Below are 20884 nucleotides of genomic sequence, written 5' to 3'. Positions count from 1 at the left end.
AAGTCCTTGAAAGCTATTGTCGTACAATCGTTGGGCGGCCCGCAGAACCTTGCGCTGGTGGACTTGCCTGCGCCGAGCGCGGGCGCAGGACAGGTGCTGATTGCCGTAGAGGCCGCTGGCGTCGGCTTGGTAGACGTCTTGCTGCGGCAGGGGGCCATCCCCGGCTCCTCCGCGCCAGGCTTCGTTCCGGGCATCGAGGTGGCTGGAACCGTGATCACCGTGGGCGAGGGGGTCGACAGGAGCTGGCTGGAACGCCGGGTCTTCACGATGGTCACGGGAGGCGGGTACGCCGAGCGCGTGGCGGCCGAGGCAAGTCATCTGGTGCCGCTTCCCCCGACGATGAAGGCGGTGGACGCCGTGGCGCTCGGTGTGAACGCGCTCGTCGCCGAGTTCATCCTGCGACGGGCCCGAGTGAAGGCGGGCGAGCGCGTGCTCGTACGCGGAGCGAGCGGCGGGATCGGGGTGATGGCAACACAGCTCGCGGCCCGCTGCGGCGCCGTCGTGGCCGCCGCGACGTCCTCCGTCGCCCGCGGTCAGCGTCTGCTGCAGCTGGGGGCTTCGCAGGTCCTGGATCGCGCCGCCACGTCGGCAGGCGAGACCCCAGAGGGGTTCGACGTCATCCTCGATCCGGTCGCCGGTCCCGACACGGCCTCCTTTCTCGGCAAGCTGAACCAGAATGGGCGGATGGTCGTATGCGGCGCCGCGGGCGGGTTCCCTCCCCCCGATTTCGGCATGGGAGTGCTGCGCGCATTCAAAAAATCGTTGACCTTCGCCTTCCTTAGCCTGGACAGCATCGCCACCACCGAAAGGGCAGCGGCGCTGAAGGAGATCTTCGACTCGGCAGCCAGCGGGGAGCTGAAGCCCGTTATTGACGAGAGCCTGGCGCTCGAGAGCGCGTCAGCTGCTCACGCCAAGCTAGAAGCTGGCGGGGTGTTCGGCAAGCTCGTGCTGGTGCCATGAGCGTTCCGTCGAATGCCGCGACCCGACGTGCCAGCCGCCAAGCTCGCTGGTGCGCCGGCCGGAGGAGGTGAGCGCTTGCCCGTGAGCTGATGCTCGTCTACAATTCCGCCGGGACGAGGCTGGAGCGCGCAAGCAGATCATGGCTGACAGGTCGCAACGACGCCCGCAAGCCGAAAGGCGGGACGATGCTGAAAGGCGAATGCTGGAGGCGGGCGTCCGTTTGGTCGCGGAGCGCGGTCTGGAGGGGTTCACGTTGGCTGACGTCGGCAAGGCGGCAGGCTTCAGCCGGGGATTGCCAGCGTATCATTTTGGCTCGAAAGATGACTATCAGGCTGAGTTGATCCGATTTATCACGCGAGAGTACAGCGCTCACCTCGAGGCGCACACCGTGGAGTCTGGCTTGGCGGGATTGGTCGATCTGGTCCGTTCTTTCCTCGATGCCTCGCAGAAGGACCCGATTGTCCTGTGCGTGTTGCAGATCGGCCTGTCGAAGTACATCAGAGAGCCAGCTCAGGACTCTGACAGTACGCCGATGTGCGAGGCGACCTTGGGCGCCTTTGAGCACAAGATACGGGAAGGCGTGAGGAGAGGGGAGATCCGGCCGGACGTGAATCCAAGGATGTTGAGCGTGCTGCTCACGGCTGCGGTCCGCGGTGCCCTGACGGAGTGGCTGAACGACAGGGCGACCGATCTCGTGCTGGCGGGCAATGAATTGATTGGGCTTATGGTGCCGGGCTTGGCCGTCGAGCCGCTGGCCGGAATGGGCCTGCCCCAGGCCGCCCCGGCCCGTTCAACGTGATCGTCCCGCTTGCTTGAACGCGCCGCGGGCCCGGGGGCTCGCTTGGCCTATCGGCGCTCGCTGCCCAGGTTAGCCAACCCGTGGTTGGGCCGCGTCGCGGTTCGATGATAGAATCATCGAGTCGTAGCATTTTGACCGACCATCGTTCGCGCCGATTTCTGGCCTTCGCGTGCTCCGGAGGCGAAGCCGTCGGCTCCGATCTTTACTACGATTGGGGCCTGACTCTGCCAGGCCATTTCCGCGCCGGGGATCTCCGCTCGATCCTGTGAGCCGTCCTCGACAGGAACGGCTCGGATTCCTCGCGGGCTCACGCGCGACGCCGAACCTCCGATCGGGACCGTCTTGGTATCCGTCATAGCGATTGCGATGACTGTTGGGTGAGAGAGGCGCAGCTGCGCCCTGGATGGAGGCGATGTTCATGCGATATCGTGTTTTTGGACGTACGGGGCTTCGCGTGTCTTCGCTGGCGCTCGGCACCGGTAATTTCGGAACTGGCTGGGGGCATGGCGCCACCCGCGACGAGGCCAAGGAGATCTTCGACGGCTATCGCGTGCAGGCGGCAACTTCATCGATACCGCCAACAATTACCAGTTAGGCGAGTCGGAGAGGTTGCTCGGTGAGTTCATCGCGAACGACCGCGACGAGATCGTGATCGGCAGCAAATACTCGTCCGGCGCCGCCTCCGACAGCGGCCTTCAGAGCACGGGCAACAGCCGCAGGGCGATGGTTCAGTCGGTCGAAGCCAGCCTGAAGCGACTCGCCACCGATCGTCTCGACCTGCTCTGGGTGCACATTCCCGACGCGGTGACCCCGATCGACGAGATCGCCCGCGGGTTCGATGATCTCGTCCGCTCAGGCAAGATCCTCTACGCTGGCCTCTCGAACTTCCCTGCGTGGCGGGTCGCGACCGCCGCCACGATCGCGGAGATGCGCGGCTGGGCGCCGGTCGCGGCGCTGCAGATCGAGTATAGCCTGGTGGAGCGGACGGCCGAGCGCGAGCTCCTCCCGATGGCGGCGGCCTTCGGTTTGGGCACGGTCGGGTATTCGCCGCTCGGCGGCGGCCTCCTCACGGGGAAATATCGGCGTAACGAGATAGGTCGCGCCCAGAAGCTGGGTATGGCGATCCACGCGGAGAGCGATGCGCGGAAGACCGCGACCGTCGATGCCGTGCTGGCGATCGCGGACGAGGTGGGAGTCTCTCCCGGGCAGGTCGCCATCGCCTGGGTGCTCGCGAAAGGCGTGCTGCCCATCATCGGCCCGCGCACGCCGGAGCAGCTGGCCGACAATCTCGCGGGGGCTGATGTGGCGTTGACCGCCGCGCAGATCGCGCGGCTCGATGCCGCCAGCGAAGTGCCGCTGGGATTCCCGCACGAGTTGCTGGCGTCTGCCAACGCCCGCGATTCGGTCACGGGGAGCAAAGCCGATTTGCTCGACCTGCCGGCGGCGCCGCTACGCTGACCAGGGCGTCCGCGCCCGGGGGGACCAGGCTCGTTGTCGAGACACGGCCGCTGTAGCTCGGCTACGGCGGCTCAGTGGACGCGGCCGACGCCCCGGCGGATGAGCTCCGATCGGCTCGCGGGGGCGGCAGCCCTCGCCCCGTCGGCGGCCCGCGCCGGCGCCGGCACAGACCCGGCCTGCTCCGACGGCGGCTCTTCGGCTGGAGACGGCAGGACCGGCGGAACGGCCGAATCCGGCGGCGCCGCGGGGACGGGCGCCGCCGGCGCGACTGGGACGGGCGGCTCGGCGGGCGCGGGCGGCACGGGCCCGGGCGAGCCCAACCCGCGAAGCCTAGCCTAAGCCCCAGGCATCTTGAGGCCGCGCTCGTCCATCACGGCTTTGTTGCGCGCCTCGCTCTTCGCGTACGCCGGGCGGGCTTTGACCCGCTCGGCATATCCGGTGAAGCTCGGGCGCGGCTCGATCATCTTGAAGTCGAGCATGAACGCGATGGTGCCGCCGAAGATGACGTCGGCCATCGAGAACTCCTTGCCGAGGACGAAGTCACGGCCAGAGATGGCCGATTCCATCGTCGCGATGATGTCGTCGTAGTTGCCCCAACCGGCGGAGCCGGTGCGGACCTCCCAGTTGCCGGCCTTGGCCATCGAGCCGGGCTCGATGACCGAGGGGGCGAAGAGCGACCAGCGAAAATAAGTGCCGCGCGCCGCGTCGTCGAGCTTCGGCGCGAGGCGGCCCGGGGCATAACGATCCGCGAGATAGAGGCCGATCGCCGCGGATTCGGTGACGACGGTGTCGCCGTCGACGAGCAAGGGCAGCTTGCCCATCGGATTGAGCTTCGTGACGTCCTCCTTCTTCTGGTCGCCGGCCATGATGTCGACGAACTTGAGCTCGTACTTGACGCCGACTTCCTCGAGCATCCACACAGTGTTGGCGGCGCGCGAAAACGGGTGGTGGTAAAGAACGATGGCCATGGTGGTGTCTCTCTCTCCGTTCGTTTCCGCCGGTCGGTCGGCGGCGCGGCGGAGTCTACCAGAGGCCGGCCCCGTTGGGCGCGGCGCCAGATGCGGCAGCTTTGAATTTTTCTGCCCGCCGCGTTCATGGCTCCCGCCTCGGCGCGTGGCAGCCCAAGCGGCGCCTGGACCCATGATGCCAACCACACCGGTGATGCTGCGGGCCCTTGACCACGGGCGACGCGGCGGCGGAGGGCGCCCCGATGGGCGGCACCGGAGCCGCCCTCGGCGGCGAAACAGGCGGAAAACGATGGCGATCGCCACTATTTCGGCGACCGCTCGTCATCGACCGGTTGTTCTGGCGGGACTGTCCCGCGGGGGCGAACCGTAGCGATCCGTCGTTTCCCCGGGGATTGGGGGAGAGCATGACGACGGAGGCGCACGCATCAGGGATGGTCATCACGAGGCCGCCAGCAGCACACGCAGCAGGATGGCCATCGCCCTCCTTGTCCGCAACCGACCACGCCCGAGATGACCATCACGGGGCCTGCCCGGCGGACCATCAGCCAGCCTGAGCGTCAACACCTCACCGGCCCTGCTGGCGCCTACCGGGCTCGTCGGCTTGTCCACCGCAGGGCGGTCGGGCGCGCTGTCAAAAACGGTCGTCTTCAGCGCTTCGTGACGGTGACATTGCCATTAACGAAGCTCGAGCTGAACCATGCCGTGGCCGTCGTCGTGCCGTCGCACGTGCCACGCATCGTCACCTGCCGTGAGCCGCAGTCGGTGCCCGAGAGCGTCAATCGAATCAAGAACTCGTCGGCCGACAAAATATGGGTAATCACTTCCCAGCTCCCGCTTTCAATGTCCCAGGTGCCACAATCATCGTTCTCGACATAGGCGCGCTCGCCGAAGGTGGTGATGGCACCGCCCCTATCGAACGAGAACCGCCCACGGACGCCAGAGCCGCTGAATTCGACGGTGTTCGCGTATGCAATCAAGCTTGTGCACACGTTACTGCTCATGAACTCGCTATCATGATCGCAGGCGTCGTCACCGCCGGCGGCGCTGATGAGGTACGATACGGTCTCGGCCGTCCGAGCCCGCTGTCTCTCCTGCTCGGTCTCGATATAGCGATCGCGCTCCGGAACCGACAGCGCGTTCGCCGTGCAAGCGGCCAGAAGCAGCGTTCCCTGAATCGCCACACAGCGCAGACATTTGATCGAATTCATGGCATTTCCTCCACTTCACTGTAACGTTCGGACAGTGTTTGCCAGGAGATCGCGCTACTAGATTTCATGGATCCGTAGCAGCGACTTCCTCTTTTGAAATAGCATGCCGCTTCAGCATTTGTTCCCGCAGGACATGCAATCATAGTCGCACGCCAGATTTATCAGAGAGAATCGATGTTGCCAGTCGTGACGCCGAACGTCTGGCGACGGCGCCCAGAACCAGATCCCGGTGGCGTGTCATTCGATGATCGCGCATCCCAGGGTGCGGGCTATAGTGTGGCACGAGGGTATGTACGGGGGGGATGGCCCTTCCAGAACGACACGTTTACAGAACCGTGCGTCGTTCAGCATGATCAGCTTCGCAGCGCGCGTCGACCCGAGCGCGCTGCATACATATTCCCTCTCCGGAACGGGCTGAGTGGCGCGCCGAGGTAGCTGAACGCTCACCGGCACGAGGTCGTTCGGCATGGCGCACTTCGTGTAATCGCGATAGCAAATCGACGCTGCCTCGCGAAGTTTGTTGAGGTTGCTCGCGAGATCGTTCTTGGCCAACGACAGGGCGTTCGCGTCGAACGGCATGTAGCCGCTCGGGCTGTTGAGGACGGTGCGAATCTGGAAGAGCAGGTCCTTTGCGTCGTTCTTCGCATCGGCAATTTGCGCCTGGACCTCTTGCTGCTGCTCGGTGTCGATCGGCGTCTTCAGATCGTCCTGGAGCTGCAAGTGCTTGTATTCATCAAGTGAAACTCTCACTGTGACCGGGTTGTCTGCCACGCTCGAAGGCATGTCCTGCGCGCGCTTTAGCAGGCATTGAACATCGGCGCCCGCGCACGGTGAAGACGCATGCCCGCGGCCGCCCTCCTGATACGTCCACACGTGAACTTGCTTGTTGCTAATGGCCTTCCGGAAATCGTTGTTTACGCTGCCGCTCGCCGAGAACGTCAGGCTTGCCCCCGAAATCGCGATCGCGATGCTCTGCTTCTCCTGTTCGTTCGACGTCTCCACCTCGAGGATCCCATAGAAGACGCCGCCATTTTGCGTCGCAGCGATGAACTTATCCCCGCAGCGCTCGCGGAAGCGCTCCGGGTTCACTGCGAGCGTGCTCCGAGCGCTGTCCGAGAGCCGCGCCCCCTTGACGGCGGACGCAGGATTCAGGATCCGTACGGACACGAACGCATAGATGTTGTTCTGGCTGACCTGATGCTCCTCCACATATTGTGCCTTCACGTCGACGCTGCCCAAGCCGAACCGCGCGGAGGCGCCCGCCGAGACACCGAGCTTGCGGCTGATCTCTTTCGAGCTCTCGACGAGGTCCAGGCTGAAAATCACCTTTTGCCCTGTGGCGCCCTCAATGGGGTCCGCGGATCTGTATTCCACACACTCCCCTTTCACCTGGTCCTGGATCGCGTCGTAGCCCTTGCCCAGCTGGGCCAGATTGTAATCGAGCTCTGCTACTGCGGCTCCGGCGGACGACTCTCCTGCGGTTGAACCCTCCGGCGGCGAGGCGCAGGCGCTCGCCGCGACGGCGGCAAGCAGCACGCCGGGCGGCCGGCGCAGTCCATGCATACGCTTCATCACACCACCAGCACGCTTCATCACACGTCCCGCTCCTTTCCTTGGCTTCTGCGCAGATGACACCGACCGGCGGCCGGGCTCGGGTAATCTATACGGAAATGTGACGCGATCACCTCGCCGCGCATCGAGTCGCGGTCGGATCTAGGACACGCCTCTGTGTGCGCAAGCAATGGCCGTGCTCAAATCGCACCGGCCTAGGTCATCGGCGTTCGGAAGCGATGGCGCTCGGTTTCAGTGGAGCGCCGAGAGGCGCTATCAGGTAAGGCGTACGCTTCGCTCGTATCAGGCCGCGCCGAGCTCGCCCAGATTCACGTGCGCTGCCATCAGCTCCGGCTCGCCCGCGCCCCGACAGCGCTCGGCAGCGCTCGGCCACTGCGACCTTCGACCTCGACGACCGACCCCAGGTTCAGTGGCTCCTAGTGGGGATCGCGAGCCGGCGCGCTCCCAGGCGAGCGCTCCGCCCCGCACCCGCACCCGCACCCGCACCCGTTCCCCGGGCTCCGCCGGCCCTAGGGGCGCCGAGCTCGCCGCGCGGTCGTCGGGGGCTGGCGAGCGGTGACCGTCAAGGTAGTTGTCGCATCGGCCTCCACTCACGCTGCGAGCGCCTCCTTGTCTGAAGTCCCCCTGAGCTCGTCGGGTTTGCGCGGCGCCAGGCGGACGGCGCCACCCGGCGTCCAGTTGCGCGTCTCGCCCGACCAGCGCTCGGGATGGCGCCGCCGGGCTCGCTCGTAGACGCGCGCGCGGGCCGCGAGCAGGGCAGCGTCACGCTCGCGATGGCGGTCGTCGGGGGTGACGAAGCGCAGCGCGCTGTGGCGATGGGTGCCATTGTACCATGCCACGAAGACGCCGACCCAGGCGCGCGCCTGCGCGAGCGAGTCTCCAGGAGGGATGCGGATCGCGTAAGGTTCTCTAGGTCAACCAGCGCGTGCAGCGTGGCCGTACGGTGGGACCGGTGATGCCACGATCCCTTCACCGCGGGCGATGCGGCGGCGCAGGGCGCCCCGTTGGGCCACACCGGAGCCACCCTCGGCGGCGAAACAGGCGAAAGCTACCAAGATTGCCGCTGTTTCCGGCGACCGCTCGTCATCGACCGGTTGTTCTGGCGGGATTTCTGACACGCGGAGCTGGGCACTAGGCGCCCGCCTCCGGCGGAGAGGCGTCCGGCGGCTGCTCGCTCCAGCCCGGACCGTCGAGGATGCGGGCCACCATCATGCTGCTCACGTTGTCGCCGGCGGCGTTGACCAGCGTGGCCGGCGGATCCACGAGCGCCCCGACGGTGGAGATGATGGGCAGAGCCTCCATCGGGAACCCGAAGAGCGAGACGATCACCAGCTCTCCGATGAAGCCCCCGCCGGGGATGCCGCTCATCACGGTGCCGCTCAGGATCGCGACCCCCACGACGGCGAGGTAAGTGTCCGCCCCGCCGAGCTCGCGGCCGAAGACGCCGAACAGCAGCGCCGTCTTGAGCACCGCCGAGAGGCACGAGCCCTCCATGTGGACGGTCGCGCCGATCGGAATGACCACCTCCGCGATGTCGTCAGGCACCCGGGAGCGCCGCGCCGCCTCGAGGTTCAAGGGGATCGCCGCCATGCTGCTCGAGGTCGCGAGCGCGGTGAGCGCCGGCGCCGGGATGTTCTTCCAGAACGCCCTCACCGCGCGCCCCCGGCCGGCGAGCCACGCATACAGCGTGAAGGCGAGGAAGAAGTACGCGACGGCGAGCGGATAGAAGAGCCCTATCGCGCGGACGTACGACTGCAGCAGGGTCGGGCCGAAGGCGCCGACCAGGTGCGCGAAGTAGGCGCCGAGGCCGATCGGCGCGTAATACATCACGAAGTCGACAAGCTTGAGCATCACCTCGTTCGCCGAGGCGAGCAGCCGCGCGACCGGCTGGCCGCGCTCGCCGGCCGCCGTGGTCCCGAGGCCGACCAGGAAGGCCATCACGATCAGCGGCAGCACGTTCCTGCGCGAGAGCAGGTCGCCGAAGTCTGGCACGCTGATCGCGCCCACCAGCTGGTCGCCCAGGCTGACCGGCGCGACCTCCGGCCGCCCGGGGAGCGTCACCTGCAGTCCCTCCGCGGGCGGGTAGAGCTCGACCGCCGTGAGCATCAGCGCCGACGCGACAAGGCCGGTGGCGACGAAGACGCCCAGCATCGCGGTCACGATGCGCCCGAGGCGCCGCAGGCTGCTCATGCCCGCCACCGCGGACGAGATGGAGAAGAAGATCAGCGGCACCACGAGGGTGAACAGCAGGTTGAGGAAGAGGTCGCCGAACGGCTTGAGCACCGCCGCCCGCTCGCCGAGCGCGAGGCCGAGGCCTGCGCCGGCGGCGATCGAGGCGAGCAGGAGCAGCGTGAAGCGGTTGGACGTGAAGAGGGTCCGCAGCGTTCTCGTCATCGCGGGCGCCAGCATGCCGCGAGGAGCGCGCGGGTGTCGCCGGACACGTCACTCCGGCCTGAGCGCGGAGAGCGTGGCGCGGGTGAAGATCTCCGCGATGAGCCCGATCGCGCGCTCGTCGAGGTCGAACGCGGGGTGGTGGTGCGGCGCCGCGGTCGGCCCGCCCGCGCCCACGGTGAAGAGGCAGCCGGGAACGCGGCTCGTGAACTCCGAGAAGTCCTCGCTGACCGTGAGCGGGCCGGGATCCAGGACCTCGGCGCGCTCCGTCGCCCGCGCGGCGGCCACGACCCGCTCCACAGGCGCGGCGGCGCTGGCCGTGACCGGCGAGCTCGACAGCATCCTGAGGAGGCCGCTCCCCGGGGCGCGGCCACCACCCGTTGGGACAGGCTCGGGTCGCGCGAACCCCTGGTCGAGGCGGCGCGCCCGGCGTATGAACAGGGCCACCATGCATCGGGTGTTCATCGACGGACAGGAAGGGACGACAGGGCTCCAGATCCGCGAGCGGCTGCAGGGCCGCCGCGACCTCCAGCTGCTCGAGATCGACCCGGAGCGACGCAAGGACCCGGCGGCGCGTCGCGCGCTGATCAACGAGGCGGATCTGCTCATCACGTGCCTGCCCGACGACGCCGCCCGCGAGTCCATCGGGTGGATCGAGAACCCGAACACGCGCGTCATCGATCCGAGCACCGCGCACCGCACCGCCGACGGCTGGGTGTACGGCTTCCCGGAGCTCCGCCCCGGGCAGCGCGAGGCCGTCCGGAGCGCGCGGCGCGTCGCCGTCCCCGGGTGTCACGCGACCGGGTTTCTCGCCCTCGTTGTCCCGCTTGTCGACCAGGGGCTCCTGCCCAGCGACGCCCGCATGATCGCCCACTCGCTCACCGGCTACAGCGGCGGCGGGCGCAAGATGATCCAGACCTACGAGCAGGCCGGCGAGGCCCGCCGCGAGCAGCTCCGCGGCCCGCGCCCGTACGGGCTCACCCTGCAGCACAAGCACCTGCCCGAGATGCGCGCCATCGCAGGGCTCGAGCGGGCGCCGCTCTTCCAGCCGGTCGTGGGCGACTTCTACAAAGGCATGCTCGTCTCGGTGCCCCTGTTCGTGGACGCCCTGAGCCGACCCGCGACGCCCGCGTCGGTGCACGAGCTCTACGCGTCGTATTACGCCGGCGAGCCGTTCATCCGGGTGATGCCGCTCGGCGGCCAGGGCGCGCTGGAGGACGGCTCCCTGAGCGCCCTGGAGTGCAACGACACGAACCGCCTCGATGTGTTCGTGTTCGGCAAGCCGGATCAGATCCTTGTCGTGGCGCGCCTCGACAACCTCGGCAAAGGCGCCTCCGGCGCGGCGGTGCAGAACCTGAATCTGATGCTCGGCACGCCGGAGAGCACCGGCCTCGACTGACCCTCGCGCCGCGCCGCGGCCGCGGTGTCACGCCCCGTTGCGCTGCGCGGCGTGCGCTTGCATCTCGGGGAGCCCGACCGCGGCCTCCCGGACATCGGCGGGGAAGTCCGAGAGCTCCTGTACCTGGCGAACCTCGATGATCGCGTCGTCCGAACCGGGGCAGCGCGACGCCCACGCGATCGCCTCTTCCCTCGACTTCACCTGGATCAACCAGTAGCCGCCGAGCACCTCCTTCGCCTCGGCGAAGGGCCCGTCGATCACCTGGGGCTTCCCTCCGGGGAACGAGATGCGCGCGCCCATCGAGGGCGGGTGGAGGCCGTCGACGGCGAGCAGCACGCCGGCCTTCTGCAAGGATTCGTTGTACCTCATCATCGCAGCGACCGCCCTGGCGTCCGGCATCGTGCCCGGCGCCGCGCTCTCGTACCCCCTCGGGATCATCAGCATCATGAACCGCATCGTCGTGTCTCCTTCTCGGTAGAGGGCTCCGCACGGCCTCGACCGGGCGTGACCCCTCGCTCTGTCGTGACGACGAACGAGGGGCCGCGAGATCGACACGCCCCTTCGTTTTTCTTTCTGCGGCAGCCCGGGGGAGGGGGCGCCCGCGCCGTCCGCCCTCATCCGGCGCGCGGGGTGAGCCGCGGCGCCGAGCTCTGGAGGGCGGCGATCAGGCTGTCGGCGACGCACGCCGACGCGCGCCGGCAGGCGATCCGCCAGGGGCGGCGCAGCGGGCCGGACGACAGCCGCTTGACCCTCAGATCGCCGCCCCCGAGATAGCCGTCCGCGATCCATTCCGAGAGGACAGCGATCCCCATGCCGGCGCGCGCCGCGTCGATGATGGCCTCGGTCAGCGGAAAGGGCAGGGACTCGAGCCTGGGCTTCCGGCGCCCGAAGACGGCGCTCATGAACCAGCGCACCTCGGCGGGCGACGCGCTCGGCGTGAGCAGCGGGCTCCTCTGGAGGTGGTCGCGCGTGAGCGACCCCTGCGCGGCGAGCGAGTGCGCGGTCGAGACCAGGAAGACGACCTCGTCCGAGAAGAGCGGCCGCTCCACGAGGGCGCCGCCCCCCTCGCGGGCCCTCGGCAAAGAGGCGGTGGTGAGCAGCGCGACGTCGATGTCGCCCCGGACGAGCGCGCCGACCGGATCCTGGGTGTGCTCCACCGCGAGCTCCACCTCGAGGCGGGGCAGCGTGCGCCGGAGGCTCGCCATCGCCGAGGGCAGCCAGCGATACGCCGTGTAGCACTCGCACACGAGGCGGACGCGCGTCGTCGCGGCGGCCGGCGCCGCGACCTCCCGCTCGAGCTCCCGGAGCTGCGCGAGGACGAGCCCGGCGCCCGCGATGAGCCGCTCGCCCGCGGCGGTCGGCGTGACCCCGCGCGCGGCGCGATCGAAGAGGCGCGCGCCGACCCGCTCCTCCGCCTGGGCGAGCGCCCGGCTCACGGCCGACTGCGTGATGTGCATCGTCGACGCCGCGCCCGCCGTGCTGCCGGCGGCCGCCAGCGAGAGGACGAGCTCCAGGTCGCGGACCTCGAGCTGAGGCCGCGGGCCGAGCGCCGGGGGCGCGGGAGGAGAAGCTATGCGAGACACGCATAGCTCCTATCACGACGATGCGTTGGACGCACGGCCCCTCGCGGCGCACCTTCCTCGCCCTCAGGAGGTCTTCATGAAGCTCTATTTCTCCCCGCTCGCATGCTCTCTCGCCACGCGCATCGCGCTCTACGAGGCCGGCGCCGAGGCCTCGTATGTCGAGGTCGACCTGAAGACGAATCGGACCGAGGAGGGCGCCGATTTCCGCGCGATCCACCCGCTCGGGCTCGTGCCTGCGCTCGAGATCGAGGGCGGCGAGATCCTCGCCGAGAACGCGGCGGTCCTGCAGCTCGTCGCGGAGCGGTTCCCGGAAGCGGAGCTCGCGCCGCGGGATCCGCTCGGCCGGGCGCGCCTCCAGCAGTGGCTCTGCTTCATCGGCACCGAGCTCCACAAGGCGATCTACCTGCCGCTCCTGGACGAGGCGGCCCCGGCCGAGGTCAAGGCCTACGCGCTCGCCAGGGCGGACGCGCGCCTCGGCTGGGTGGCCCGGCGGCTCGAAGGGCGGGAGTTCCTGCTCGATCGCTTCTCGGTCGCCGACGCCTACCTCTTCACGGTGCTCAACTGGTCACAGGTCACGCCCGTCGACCTGAAGACCTGGCCGGCGCTCGCCGCGTACCATGCGCGCCTCCTGGCGCGTCCCAGCGTGGCGCGCGCCTTCGCCGAGGAGCGGGCGCGCTACGTCCGGGAGCTCGGGCGGCACGCGAAGGGCGCCCCGGCCGCCGCCGGGCACGCCACCGCGTGAGCGATGCCCGTTGACCGCATGCCCGATGCTTGATGATCGGGATCGGCTCCGGCGCGTGATGTGAAGATAACGCGCGAAAAAAACGCGCGAAAACGCGCACGTTGACTACATGCGCCGACACGAGCCGGTCCTTGCTGGTTGTCGAAGCCAGGCGAGGAACGGCCGCGCGCCGTCATCGGGCGTCCAAGGATCCCACTTTTCCTGCGCGAGCGTCTCTGATACGAAGTCATCATGAGACACTTGCGACAACTCTTCGTATGCTCGGTGTTGGCGGTCGCTACGATCCCGGTCGGCTGTGGAGCGGAGGCGCCGGACAGCGCCGAGCAGGCGTCCGATGTCGGCTCGATCAGCCTCTCCCTCGTCGGGACCAGCGCCACGGGCGCGACGTACCGCCTATCCAACACGTTGTTCGATATCTACGGCCCGACGCATCGGCTCTTCTATGGAGACGGCGACACGACGGTGCTCACGGCGGTGCTGCCGGTCGGCGCCTATGACGTGTATCTGGAGCCTGGCTGGGTCCTCGAGCGGTGGACCAGCTCCGGTTACCAGTACGTCCCGGCGGTCCTGACGTCGGCGAACCCGACGTCGGTCTTCATCAACGAAGGCGCGACGTCGACGGTCGCGTTCCAGTTCCGGGCGGACGGCGATGTCGTCTCCGTCGGCCAGGGGACGCTCGATATCGTCATCGGGGTCGACGACACAACGCCGCTGAGCGAGGACACCGATGTGGCCTGCAGCAACGGCTACGATGACGATCGGGACGGCTACGCGGATTGTAGCGATCCGGACTGCCAGTGGCAGCCCTTCTGCGTACCGTGGCGCGAGGACACCGATGTGGCCTGCAGCAACGGCTACGATGACGATGGGGACGGCTACGCGGATTGCAGCGACCCGGACTGCCAGTGGCAACCCTTCTGCGCACCGGGGGGCGAGTACACCGATGTGGCCTGCAGCAACGGCTACGATGACGATGGGGACGGCTACGCGGATTGCAGCGACCCGGAGTGCCAGTGGCAACCCTTCTGCGTACCGTGGCGCGAGGACACCGATGCGGCCTGCAGCAACGGCTACGATGACGATGGGGACGGCTACGCCGATTGCAGCGACCCGGAGTGCCAGTGGCAACCCTTCTGCGTACCGTGGCGCGAGGACACCGATGCGGCCTGCAGCAACGGCTACGATGACGATGGGGACGGGCTCGCGGATTGCAGCGATCCGGAGTGCCAGGGGCAGCCCTCCTGCGCGCCGTGGGGCGAGTACACCGATGTGGCCTGCAGCAACGGCTACGATGACGATGGGGACGGGCTCGCGGATTGCAGCGATCTGGACTGCGGGTGGCTGCCCTTCTGCGCGACGTCGGGCCTCCTCATCGAGGACTTCGAGGACGGCGATTTCTTCAGCTCCCCGCCGTACGCCAGCCGCTTGCCGCCGTACACCGGGCCGTGGGTGACGTACGGCGACGGGCCCATCCCGGTCGATTTGCTCCCCGTGCCGGGGCCTTTCGGGTCGACGGCGCTCGGAGCTCACTCCCCGGGGGGGCCGTCCGCGTCGGGCGCCGGCGTCATGCTCACCTTCGATATGTGGCCCGTCGACGTGTCGGGGTTCCAGGGCATCCGCTTCAACGTCCGTTCCCAGGGCGCCCCGGTTCGCTTCGAGATCGGCACGCTCCCCACCACGCCCGAGGGCGGGTTCTGCTCGGATTGCTTCGACAGCCACGGAATCGATCTCGGGGTCGGAACGGAGTGGGTCACCATCGAGCTGTACTGGTGGCAGCTGATGCAGCAGGGGTGGGGCACGCCGACGCCGTTCGAGCCGTGGGCGGTCATGAACCTGAACTGGCGCACCCTCCCGGGGCAGCCGCTCGGCATCGAGCTCGACGACGTCCAGCTGTTCTGAGCTCAGCCGCCCGGGGCGCTCACGGGCTCGTGCGCGGCGTCGGCGCGCGCGCGTTCAATCGCCGCATGCAGTACGTGAGGCCGGCCCGCAGGTTGGCCTTGGTCACGATGGCGCTGAGGTCGAGCCCCAGCGCCACCATCGTTTGCGCCACGTTCGGGCGAATGCCGCAGATGATCCCCTCGGCGCCGAGCAGCTGGATGGCTCGCACGAGCTTGATCAGGTGATCCGCGACCTTCGTGTCCACCACCTGCACGCCGGTGAGATCCAGGACCGCGTAGCGCGCCGAGCGGGTGGAGATCGCCTCGAGCAGGCTCTCCATCGCCTCGGCCGTCCTCGCGCTGTCGACGACGCCGATCATGGGCAGCGCCAGGACGCCGTCCCACACCTCGATGATCGGCGCCGCGAGCTCCCGGATGACCCGCTGCTGCGCCTCGATCACGTCGAGCTTCGTCTGGAGGGCCAGCTGCGCGCGCTGGCCCTCCGTCACGTCGAGCGAGAACCCGAAGACGGAGCGGACGCGCCCCGCGGCCTCCGAGAGCGGGACGATCCAGTTCTCCCATACGCAGCCGTGGACCTCGGCCAGCCCGTGCACCGCCTCGCCGGCCAGCGCGCGCTCGATGCCGCCCGCGAGGTCGCCGTAGAGCTCGAAGATGTTCTTTCCGACGTGCTGCCCAGGCTGATGACCGGCGGCCGCGAGCCCCTTGCCTTCGTGGCAGGTGTACGTTCCCTCCGAGTCGATGGCCCAGACCACCATCGGGAGGGCGTTGATCAGCGCGCCGAGGATCCGGTCCCGATCCCTCAGCCGGACCAGCTCGTCGAGGACGCCGTCGCCGGGAGGCGCGTCGCGGAACGAGCCGTAAACGAGCCCATCCGCGCGCGAACCGCGCACGAAGCACGAGAACGGCCGGTAGCTGCGCTCCGCGCTCATGATCCGGCCGTGGACCTGGACGGGGGCGGCGCTCCCGCGGACCTGCTCCCACCGCGCCGTGAGCGTGCAGCGGTCCTCCGGGTGGAAGAGCTCGGTCAACGTGGTCCCTTGTGCGAGCGCAGGTCCGATGGCCCGGCCCAGCGCGTCACTCCATCGCAGCAGCGCGCCGTCGCCCCTCGCGACGAACAGCATCTCTGTAGAGTGTGCGATGAAATCGTCCAGCGAACCAAGCGATCCATTCGCTTCGGTCATCGTACTCCCCTCCGCAACCCGACAGCCAGCGCGCGGTTGCGCATCCCACGTTACATCGATGAACGCACGTGGATAGTAGGGGGCAATCCGGAACGCGGACCAGGGCTTGGCCTTAACCCGATCTCCGGATCGTACGACAGCGACGCGGCGCCCGCCGGCAAACGCCGGCAGTCGTACGACCCGTACATACCGGTTCGTCCGCGTCGGAGCGGCTCAGTCGCCGGAGCCGGCGGGCCGGGTGGGAATGCCGAGCAGATAGATCTTCTTCATCCTGCCGCCGATCACCCCCTTTTCCCACCGGTAACCTTCATCTCCGAGCCCTCGCAGCAGCTCGTCCAGGTCGCCGAGCGTGTAGGTCCTCGCGTTCGAGACCGCCCCATCCCAGGCGAAGCACAGCGGGATGATCGGGAGGAGGTAGGTGAAGACGAGCTGCCGCGCCGTCACGGGCCTCGCCAGGGGCGTGATGAGGAGGCACATCAGGAAATTGACCGGCAGGGCCGTCCACCAGAGAAACGCCGGAAAGCTGTTGTCGCTGATCTCGAAGATGCAGATCGGCTGTCTGCTCTTCTGGGCCGACTCGAGGATCTTTCTCGCGCCCTCCGGCCTCATGTGATGGAAGCTGCTGACCAGGGTCCTGAGCCCCGCCGTCTCGCCGCTCAGCTCCGTGGCGTCGACCGGGCTCGTCCGATACGATACGTTGCTCCCCTCCCGGGCGTTGATGCTCCTCGCCGCCTCCGCGTTGGGATAAAGATCGGTCAGCGTCAGCGTGACGCCCTCGAGCCCGGGCTTCTCGTTCAGGCGCTCCAGGACATCGAGCATCGGGCCCCCGCTCCCGGAGCAGAGGTCGACGATGCGGGCCGAGCTCGACTCCTTCAGCGCTCTGGCGAGGAGCTCCGCCAGCTCGTCGCTCGATCCCAGCGTCCTGTGCACGGTCACGATCAGGCGGGTCATGCAGGACCGTAGCCACCCTGGAAACCAGCTGAAGTCTTCGAGCTCGAACAGATGGATGCGCTTCATTCGTTCCTCGGGGTCGTGCGGCGCGGCCACGCGCGGAAGCGCGGGTCGAGCGGCGGGACCCGCGGGGCTGCTGCTCGTCCCCGCGCGGGTTGCGTGGTGCTCGTGAGGCTATTCGACTCTGCGCCGGAAGGTCGAGACGTCGCGTCGAGCGACCGCTGTCCGCGTTACCGGGCTGCGCAGGTCTTGCGGAGGGCGCGCGCCTTGTCGATGCACAAGGTGAGGGCGTCCTCTGCCGGCTCGTCCGGGCACGAGGCCTCGAAGTCGCGGATGGCGTCGCGGAGCCCGCGCATGCCAGGGCCGCCGGCGCCGAGGTCGAGCTTGCCCTTGCGCCCGTCGTCGTCGTCGTCGCCTCCGGCGAGCAGGAGCGCGCCGACCACCGCCCCCACGACGACGACGCCGGTGAGGACGCCCGCCACGAGGACGCCGGTCTTGCCTTCGATGTCCGGGGGCTCGGCGTCCGGGAGCGACGGCGTGCCCGCCGGTATAGGCGGCGCCTCCAGGCCCGCGGCGAGCGCCGTGGTGACGATGCCGCCCGTGAGCCCCAGGCCGCCGATGACGAGGCTCGACAGCGTGAGCGCGCTCGGCCCGGCGCCGGCGCTCGCGTTCACGTTCACGCTGGCGGAGAGGCGCACCTGCGCCGCGTTGCACACCGCGTAGGCGTCGAGGCGGTGGATCTCGAGCGACGCGCGCGGCGCGGTCTCGGGCGGCAGCTTCGCCGCGAGGAGGATGTCGTCCGCCGAGCGCCTGAGCGTGAGCGGCTCGGCCGCCGCCGCGGCCTCCGGCGCCGCCGCAGGTCGCGTGGAGGCCTTGCCGCAGCCGGCCAGTCCACACGCGATGAGCAGGAGCGTTGTGCAGGAGAGGACATGATCGCGTCGCAGGGTCATACAGCCACGCTACGCCGAAAGGCCGCGGCATCGTCGAGCGAAATCGGCCTCGCCGCAGATCCTGTATTGGCCGGCGAGCGGGCTCTGCGTGGGATAACAACGTGTCATGTCCTGCTGGCAGGGCTGATGGGCTGGGCGCTGCAGGCGTTGCTGGCGCCGAGCGCCAGCCGCCGGCCTCGCGCGGGACGCGCGAGATCATGCCTGGATCCGGGCCGTTCCGAGCAGCTACGCTCGGACGCTCCCATGCCTCCGTCCCGACCGCCTCGCGACCACCGCCCGCGCCACGCTCCGTTGCCCTCGTCCGCGGTGTCCGCCTTCATCCGCCCCGCCAGGCTCGATGCGCTCCTCGCCCCCTGGATGCCCGACGCGGAGGAGCGCGCCTTCGTGGTCCGGTGCATCGTCGGGGAGGGCCCCATCCATCACCGCGGCGCGAGCTACGCGCTGCTCTGCCTGCTCGGCCTCCTGCTCGAGGAGCTCGGTCCGGACGAGGGCGGCGCCCCGCGCGGCGAGTCGCTGCCCGTCCCGATCCGCCTGCCGCCGCACCTCGCGCGCGGCAGCGATCACGACTACCCGCTGGCCATCCCGCTCGCGCCGCTGACGCGCCTCGCCCCGGAGGGCTCGCCGAAGCTCGCCGCGCTCGTCGACTGCCTCACCGACGGCCCGCCGCACCACGCGCTCGCCAACGCCGCCATGGTTTGCCTGCTCGACGCCCTCTTCGCGCGCGCCGCGCGCGCCCGCGCCGGGGTGGAGCCGGCCTGATGGCGCTGCCGCCGGCGCTCGGACAGGCGTTCCGGATGGTGGCCGCCGAGCTGGGCATGCGCTCGGCGGCGCGGCTGTTCCTGCGCGAGCTGATGGGCGAAGGCGGCGCCCCGCTCGTCCGCGAGGCCCGCGACAAGCTCGGGCGCGAGTTCCCCGTCCTCGATTTCGTCGCCGAGCAGTGGCTCTCCGGCCGCGCCGAGGCGCCGCTCGACCCCGCGGGCGTCCTCGACGCGCTCCGCGGCGTGACCCGGCTGCTCGTCGTGGGGCTGGAGGCCGACGGCCTCGACGCGCTCGTGCCGCGGCTCTCCGGCGTCGAGGCGGGCCTCGTCACCGACGCGGGCGGGCTCGACCCGGACTTCCGCCGGGTGCTCGCGAACTACGACGGGCTCATGGAGCCGGTGGGGCTGTCCGAGCTCCACCGCTGGGCCGGGCGGCGGAGCGCGCTGCTCACCTTCGTCTACGGCACCGACGGGCACGCGGCGCACGTGAGCCCCTCGTGGCTGCGCGTCTCGGGCCCCGACGTGCGGACCCAGTTCCGCTCGCTGATCGGCTGGGACATCCTCGGCCAGCCCATGACGGTGTACCCGCGCTGGATGGTCGAGACGAGCGCGGGCGATTTCTCGTGCCTCGTGGGGCCGGCCCCGCCCGCGCCCGAGGCCGCCGCCGGCGCGGGCCAGCCTCGCGCGCGCGCGCCCGCGCCCGCGCGCGAGGCGACGTGACGGCGCCCCAGGCCGCGCTCTTCACCCTCCTGCTCGGCGCGCTCCTGCTCCAGGCGCTCCTGCCGTCGCGCCGCGTGCTCGTCGTGACGGGCGGCGCGGCCCTCGCCTGCCTCGCGTCGACGCTGCTCGGGGTCGCGACCACGCAGCGCCTGCTCGCCGAGGTGCCGTGGGACGTGCTCGTCATCCTCGTGACGCTGGGGCTCCTGTCCCAGCTCCTCGCCGCCTCGCGGCTCTTCGATCGCCTCGCCGTCGCGGCGACGCGGCTGAGCGGCGCCGAGCCCTTCCGCGTCCTGCTCGTGTTCTCGATCGCGATGTACCTCGTGAGCGGCGTCGTCAACAACCTCACGGCGCTCGTGCTCGTCCTGCCGGTGCTGCACGTGCTGCTCCGGCTCATGGGCACGCGGCAGCGGTACGTCTCCTGGCTGCTCGGCCTCTTGCTCGTCGCCTGCAACCTCGGCGGGGCCGCCACGCCGATCGGCGACTTCCCGGCCATCCTGCTGCTCGGCCGGGGCAGCATGACGTTCGGGGGCTACCTCTCGCGCGCCGCCCCGGCGACGTTCTTCGCGCTCGCCGTCCTGCTCCTCGTCGTGCGCGTCGTGGTGCGCCCGGCCGCGGGCGTGCCGCGCGATCCGGTCTCGGCGCGGCTCACGCGCGCGGCGGTCGAGGCGCTGCACCGGCGGGTGCGCGTCGATCGGCGCCTCCTCGTGCCGGCGGCGGCGTCGCTCGCCGCGATGGTGGTCGCCTGGCTGTTCCTGCCCGCCGAGCTCGGCGTCGGCCCGGAGCTCGTGTGCTGGCTCGGCGCCGGCGCGGCGCTGCTCATGGCGCGCAGGCACGGCGAGCGGCTCGCGAGGACGGGGCTCGACATCGAGGCGGTGCTCTTCCTGCTCTCGCTCTTCGTGATGGTCGCGGCGGTGCGGGGCACCGGCCTCTTCGAGGAGATCTCGCGCTCGCTGGAGCGGCTGCCGGTCGCGCCGTCGCTCCAGCTCGTCGCGTTCCTCGTCCTCGCCGGCGTGCTCACGGGGCTGTTCTCGGCGGGCCCCAGCATGGCGGCGCTGCTCGACGTGGCCGAGTCGCTCGCCCAGCGGCTGCCCGGGCCCGCCGTCTATGTCGGCCTCGCCCTGTCGGTCTGCGCGGGCAGCTCGCTCTTCCTGACCGCCGCGACGTCGGGCCCGCTCGCGCAGGCGCTCACCGAGCGGGCCGATCTGCGGGACGTCGACGGCCGGCCCATCCGGTTCGGCTTCTTCGACTTCCTGCCGGCCGGCCTCCTGAGCTTCGCGGTCATCCAGGCCGTGGCGATCGCGTACGCCCTCCTCGCCGTCTGGGCGGCGCGGTAGGCGCCGGCCGCC

At 69.5% G+C, this 20884-nt stretch carries 19 protein-coding genes and 1 pseudogene; 9 read left to right on the top strand and 11 right to left on the bottom strand.

All coding sequences use genetic code 11. The features are described from left to right. Positions 1–6: 6 nt before the first annotated feature. From WME75_RS26220 to WME75_RS26210, 3 genes and pseudogenes are all read left to right on the top strand, one after another. Positions 7–960, top strand: coding sequence for a quinone oxidoreductase family protein (locus tag WME75_RS26220; RefSeq protein WP_437476304.1), 954 nt, complete (start codon positions 7–9; stop codon positions 958–960). 139 nt (positions 961–1099) lie between these two features. Continuing rightward, the gene (locus tag WME75_RS26215; protein ID WP_437476301.1) at positions 1100–1759 is read left to right on the top strand and encodes a TetR/AcrR family transcriptional regulator; all 660 of its coding nucleotides are present in this window, start codon (positions 1100–1102) and stop codon (positions 1757–1759) included. A gap of 418 nt (positions 1760–2177) precedes the next feature. Beyond that, positions 2178–3217: pseudogene (locus tag WME75_RS26210) on the top strand (aldo/keto reductase). Positions 3218–3552: 335 nt separating this feature from the next. Here the strand turns inward: WME75_RS26210 and WME75_RS26205 are convergent. The 6 genes from WME75_RS26205 to WME75_RS26180 all read right to left on the bottom strand — a co-directional run bounded on the left by WME75_RS26205 (position 3553) and on the right by WME75_RS26180 (position 9821). Next, a complete protein-coding gene (locus WME75_RS26205) occupies positions 3553–4185 on the bottom strand; it encodes a glutathione S-transferase family protein (RefSeq protein ID WP_437476298.1) in 633 nt (210 codons plus the stop codon). 647 nt (positions 4186–4832) lie between these two features. Next, positions 4833–5393, bottom strand: coding sequence for a hypothetical protein (locus WME75_RS26200; protein WP_437476295.1), 561 nt, complete (start codon positions 5391–5393; stop codon positions 4833–4835). A gap of 237 nt (positions 5394–5630) precedes the next feature. After that, the gene (locus WME75_RS26195; protein WP_437476292.1) at positions 5631–6989 is read right to left on the bottom strand and encodes a hypothetical protein; all 1359 of its coding nucleotides are present in this window, start codon (positions 6987–6989) and stop codon (positions 5631–5633) included. Positions 6990–7555: 566 nt separating this feature from the next. After that, positions 7556–7804, bottom strand: coding sequence for a hypothetical protein (locus WME75_RS26190; protein ID WP_437476289.1), 249 nt, complete (start codon positions 7802–7804; stop codon positions 7556–7558). A 292-nt stretch (positions 7805–8096) separates the two neighbouring features. Then, positions 8097–9359 carry a dicarboxylate/amino acid:cation symporter gene (locus tag WME75_RS26185; RefSeq protein WP_437476286.1) on the bottom strand — a complete coding sequence of 421 codons (1263 nt, stop codon included), beginning with the start codon at positions 9357–9359 and terminating at the stop codon, positions 8097–8099. 48 nt (positions 9360–9407) lie between these two features. Continuing rightward, positions 9408–9821 (bottom strand): M20/M25/M40 family metallo-hydrolase, encoded by a 414-nt coding sequence (locus WME75_RS26180; RefSeq protein WP_437476283.1) that lies wholly within the window; start codon positions 9819–9821, stop codon positions 9408–9410. On the opposite strand from WME75_RS26180, the gene argC reads away from it, so the two are divergent. Next, a complete protein-coding gene (gene argC, locus WME75_RS26175) occupies positions 9805–10755 on the top strand; it encodes an N-acetyl-gamma-glutamyl-phosphate reductase (protein ID WP_437476280.1) in 951 nt (316 codons plus the stop codon). The genes WME75_RS26180 and argC overlap by 17 nt on opposite strands. Positions 10756–10782: 27 nt before the next feature. Here the strand turns inward: argC and WME75_RS26170 are convergent, their stop codons facing one another. Both WME75_RS26170 and WME75_RS26165 read right to left on the bottom strand, forming a co-directional pair. Beyond that, positions 10783–11211 carry a YciI family protein gene (locus WME75_RS26170; protein WP_437476277.1) on the bottom strand — a complete coding sequence of 143 codons (429 nt, stop codon included), beginning with the start codon at positions 11209–11211 and terminating at the stop codon, positions 10783–10785. Between the two features lie 158 nt (positions 11212–11369). Then, on the bottom strand, positions 11370–12338 hold the full coding sequence (locus WME75_RS26165; RefSeq protein WP_437476274.1) for a LysR family transcriptional regulator: 969 nt from the start codon (positions 12336–12338) through the stop codon (positions 11370–11372). Between the two features lie 76 nt (positions 12339–12414). On the opposite strand from WME75_RS26165, the gene WME75_RS26160 reads away from it, so the two are divergent. Next, a complete protein-coding gene (locus tag WME75_RS26160) occupies positions 12415–13080 on the top strand; it encodes a glutathione binding-like protein (protein ID WP_437476271.1) in 666 nt (221 codons plus the stop codon). A gap of 231 nt (positions 13081–13311) precedes the next feature. Next, the gene (locus WME75_RS26155) at positions 13312–14979 is read left to right on the top strand and encodes a hypothetical protein (RefSeq protein ID WP_437476269.1); all 1668 of its coding nucleotides are present in this window, start codon (positions 13312–13314) and stop codon (positions 14977–14979) included. Positions 14980–14998: 19 nt separating this feature from the next. Here WME75_RS26155 and WME75_RS26150 read toward each other — a convergent pair whose 3' ends face one another. The 3 genes from WME75_RS26150 to WME75_RS26140 form a co-directional block, all read right to left on the bottom strand. After that, positions 14999–16159, bottom strand: a complete 1161-nt coding sequence (locus WME75_RS26150) for an STAS domain-containing protein (protein WP_437476266.1) — start codon at positions 16157–16159, stop codon at positions 14999–15001. A gap of 213 nt (positions 16160–16372) precedes the next feature. Further along, positions 16373–17176 carry a hypothetical protein gene (locus WME75_RS26145; RefSeq protein ID WP_437476263.1) on the bottom strand — a complete coding sequence of 268 codons (804 nt, stop codon included), beginning with the start codon at positions 17174–17176 and terminating at the stop codon, positions 16373–16375. 164 nt (positions 17177–17340) lie between these two features. Beyond that, positions 17341–18060 (bottom strand): transcriptional regulator, encoded by a 720-nt coding sequence (locus tag WME75_RS26140; RefSeq protein WP_437476260.1) that lies wholly within the window; start codon positions 18058–18060, stop codon positions 17341–17343. Between the two features lie 306 nt (positions 18061–18366). On the opposite strand from WME75_RS26140, the gene WME75_RS26135 reads away from it, so the two are divergent. The 3 genes from WME75_RS26135 to WME75_RS26125 are packed head-to-tail and all read left to right on the top strand — an operon-like array spanning position 18367 to position 20872. Beyond that, on the top strand, positions 18367–18819 hold the full coding sequence (locus WME75_RS26135) for a hypothetical protein (RefSeq protein ID WP_437476257.1): 453 nt from the start codon (positions 18367–18369) through the stop codon (positions 18817–18819). Next, positions 18819–19538: a hypothetical protein gene (locus tag WME75_RS26130; protein WP_437476254.1), complete on the top strand. Its 720-nt coding sequence runs from the start codon at positions 18819–18821 to the stop codon at positions 19536–19538. Before WME75_RS26135 ends, WME75_RS26130 begins: the two co-directional genes overlap by 1 nt. Then, a complete protein-coding gene (locus WME75_RS26125; RefSeq protein ID WP_437476252.1) occupies positions 19535–20872 on the top strand; it encodes an SLC13 family permease in 1338 nt (445 codons plus the stop codon). Before WME75_RS26130 ends, WME75_RS26125 begins: the two co-directional genes overlap by 4 nt. Positions 20873–20884: the final 12 nt, after the last annotated feature.

This window comes from Sorangium sp. So ce1014 (assembly GCF_051521505.1).
Lineage (GTDB): Bacteria > Myxococcota_A > Polyangia > Polyangiales > Polyangiaceae > Sorangium.
The sequence above is the reverse complement of the archived record's forward strand: the minus strand, read 5'-3'. Positions and strand labels throughout refer to the sequence as shown.

Excerpts from the sequence above, each read along its gene's own strand:
- WME75_RS26150 (WP_437476266.1), bottom strand. The coding sequence starts at position 16,159 with ATGACCGAAGCGAATGGATCGCTTGGTTCGCTGGACGATTTCATCGCA.
- WME75_RS26160 (WP_437476271.1), top strand. The coding sequence starts at position 12,415 with ATGAAGCTCTATTTCTCCCCGCTCGCATGCTCTCTCGCCACGCGCATC.
- WME75_RS26205 (WP_437476298.1), bottom strand. The coding sequence starts at position 4,185 with ATGGCCATCGTTCTTTACCACCACCCGTTTTCGCGCGCCGCCAACACT.
- WME75_RS26130 (WP_437476254.1), top strand. The coding sequence starts at position 18,819 with ATGGCGCTGCCGCCGGCGCTCGGACAGGCGTTCCGGATGGTGGCCGCC.
- WME75_RS26145 (WP_437476263.1), bottom strand. The coding sequence starts at position 17,176 with ATGAAGCGCATCCATCTGTTCGAGCTCGAAGACTTCAGCTGGTTTCCA.
- WME75_RS26215 (WP_437476301.1), top strand. The coding sequence starts at position 1,100 with ATGGCTGACAGGTCGCAACGACGCCCGCAAGCCGAAAGGCGGGACGAT.
- WME75_RS26155 (WP_437476269.1), top strand. The coding sequence starts at position 13,312 with ATGAGACACTTGCGACAACTCTTCGTATGCTCGGTGTTGGCGGTCGCT.
- argC (WP_437476280.1), top strand. The coding sequence starts at position 9,805 with ATGCATCGGGTGTTCATCGACGGACAGGAAGGGACGACAGGGCTCCAG.
- WME75_RS26200 (WP_437476295.1), bottom strand. The coding sequence starts at position 5,393 with ATGAATTCGATCAAATGTCTGCGCTGTGTGGCGATTCAGGGAACGCTG.
- WME75_RS26185 (WP_437476286.1), bottom strand. The coding sequence starts at position 9,359 with ATGACGAGAACGCTGCGGACCCTCTTCACGTCCAACCGCTTCACGCTG.
- WME75_RS26140 (WP_437476260.1), bottom strand. The coding sequence starts at position 18,060 with ATGACCCTGCGACGCGATCATGTCCTCTCCTGCACAACGCTCCTGCTC.
- WME75_RS26170 (WP_437476277.1), bottom strand. The coding sequence starts at position 11,211 with ATGCGGTTCATGATGCTGATGATCCCGAGGGGGTACGAGAGCGCGGCG.
- WME75_RS26180 (WP_437476283.1), bottom strand. The coding sequence starts at position 9,821 with ATGAACACCCGATGCATGGTGGCCCTGTTCATACGCCGGGCGCGCCGC.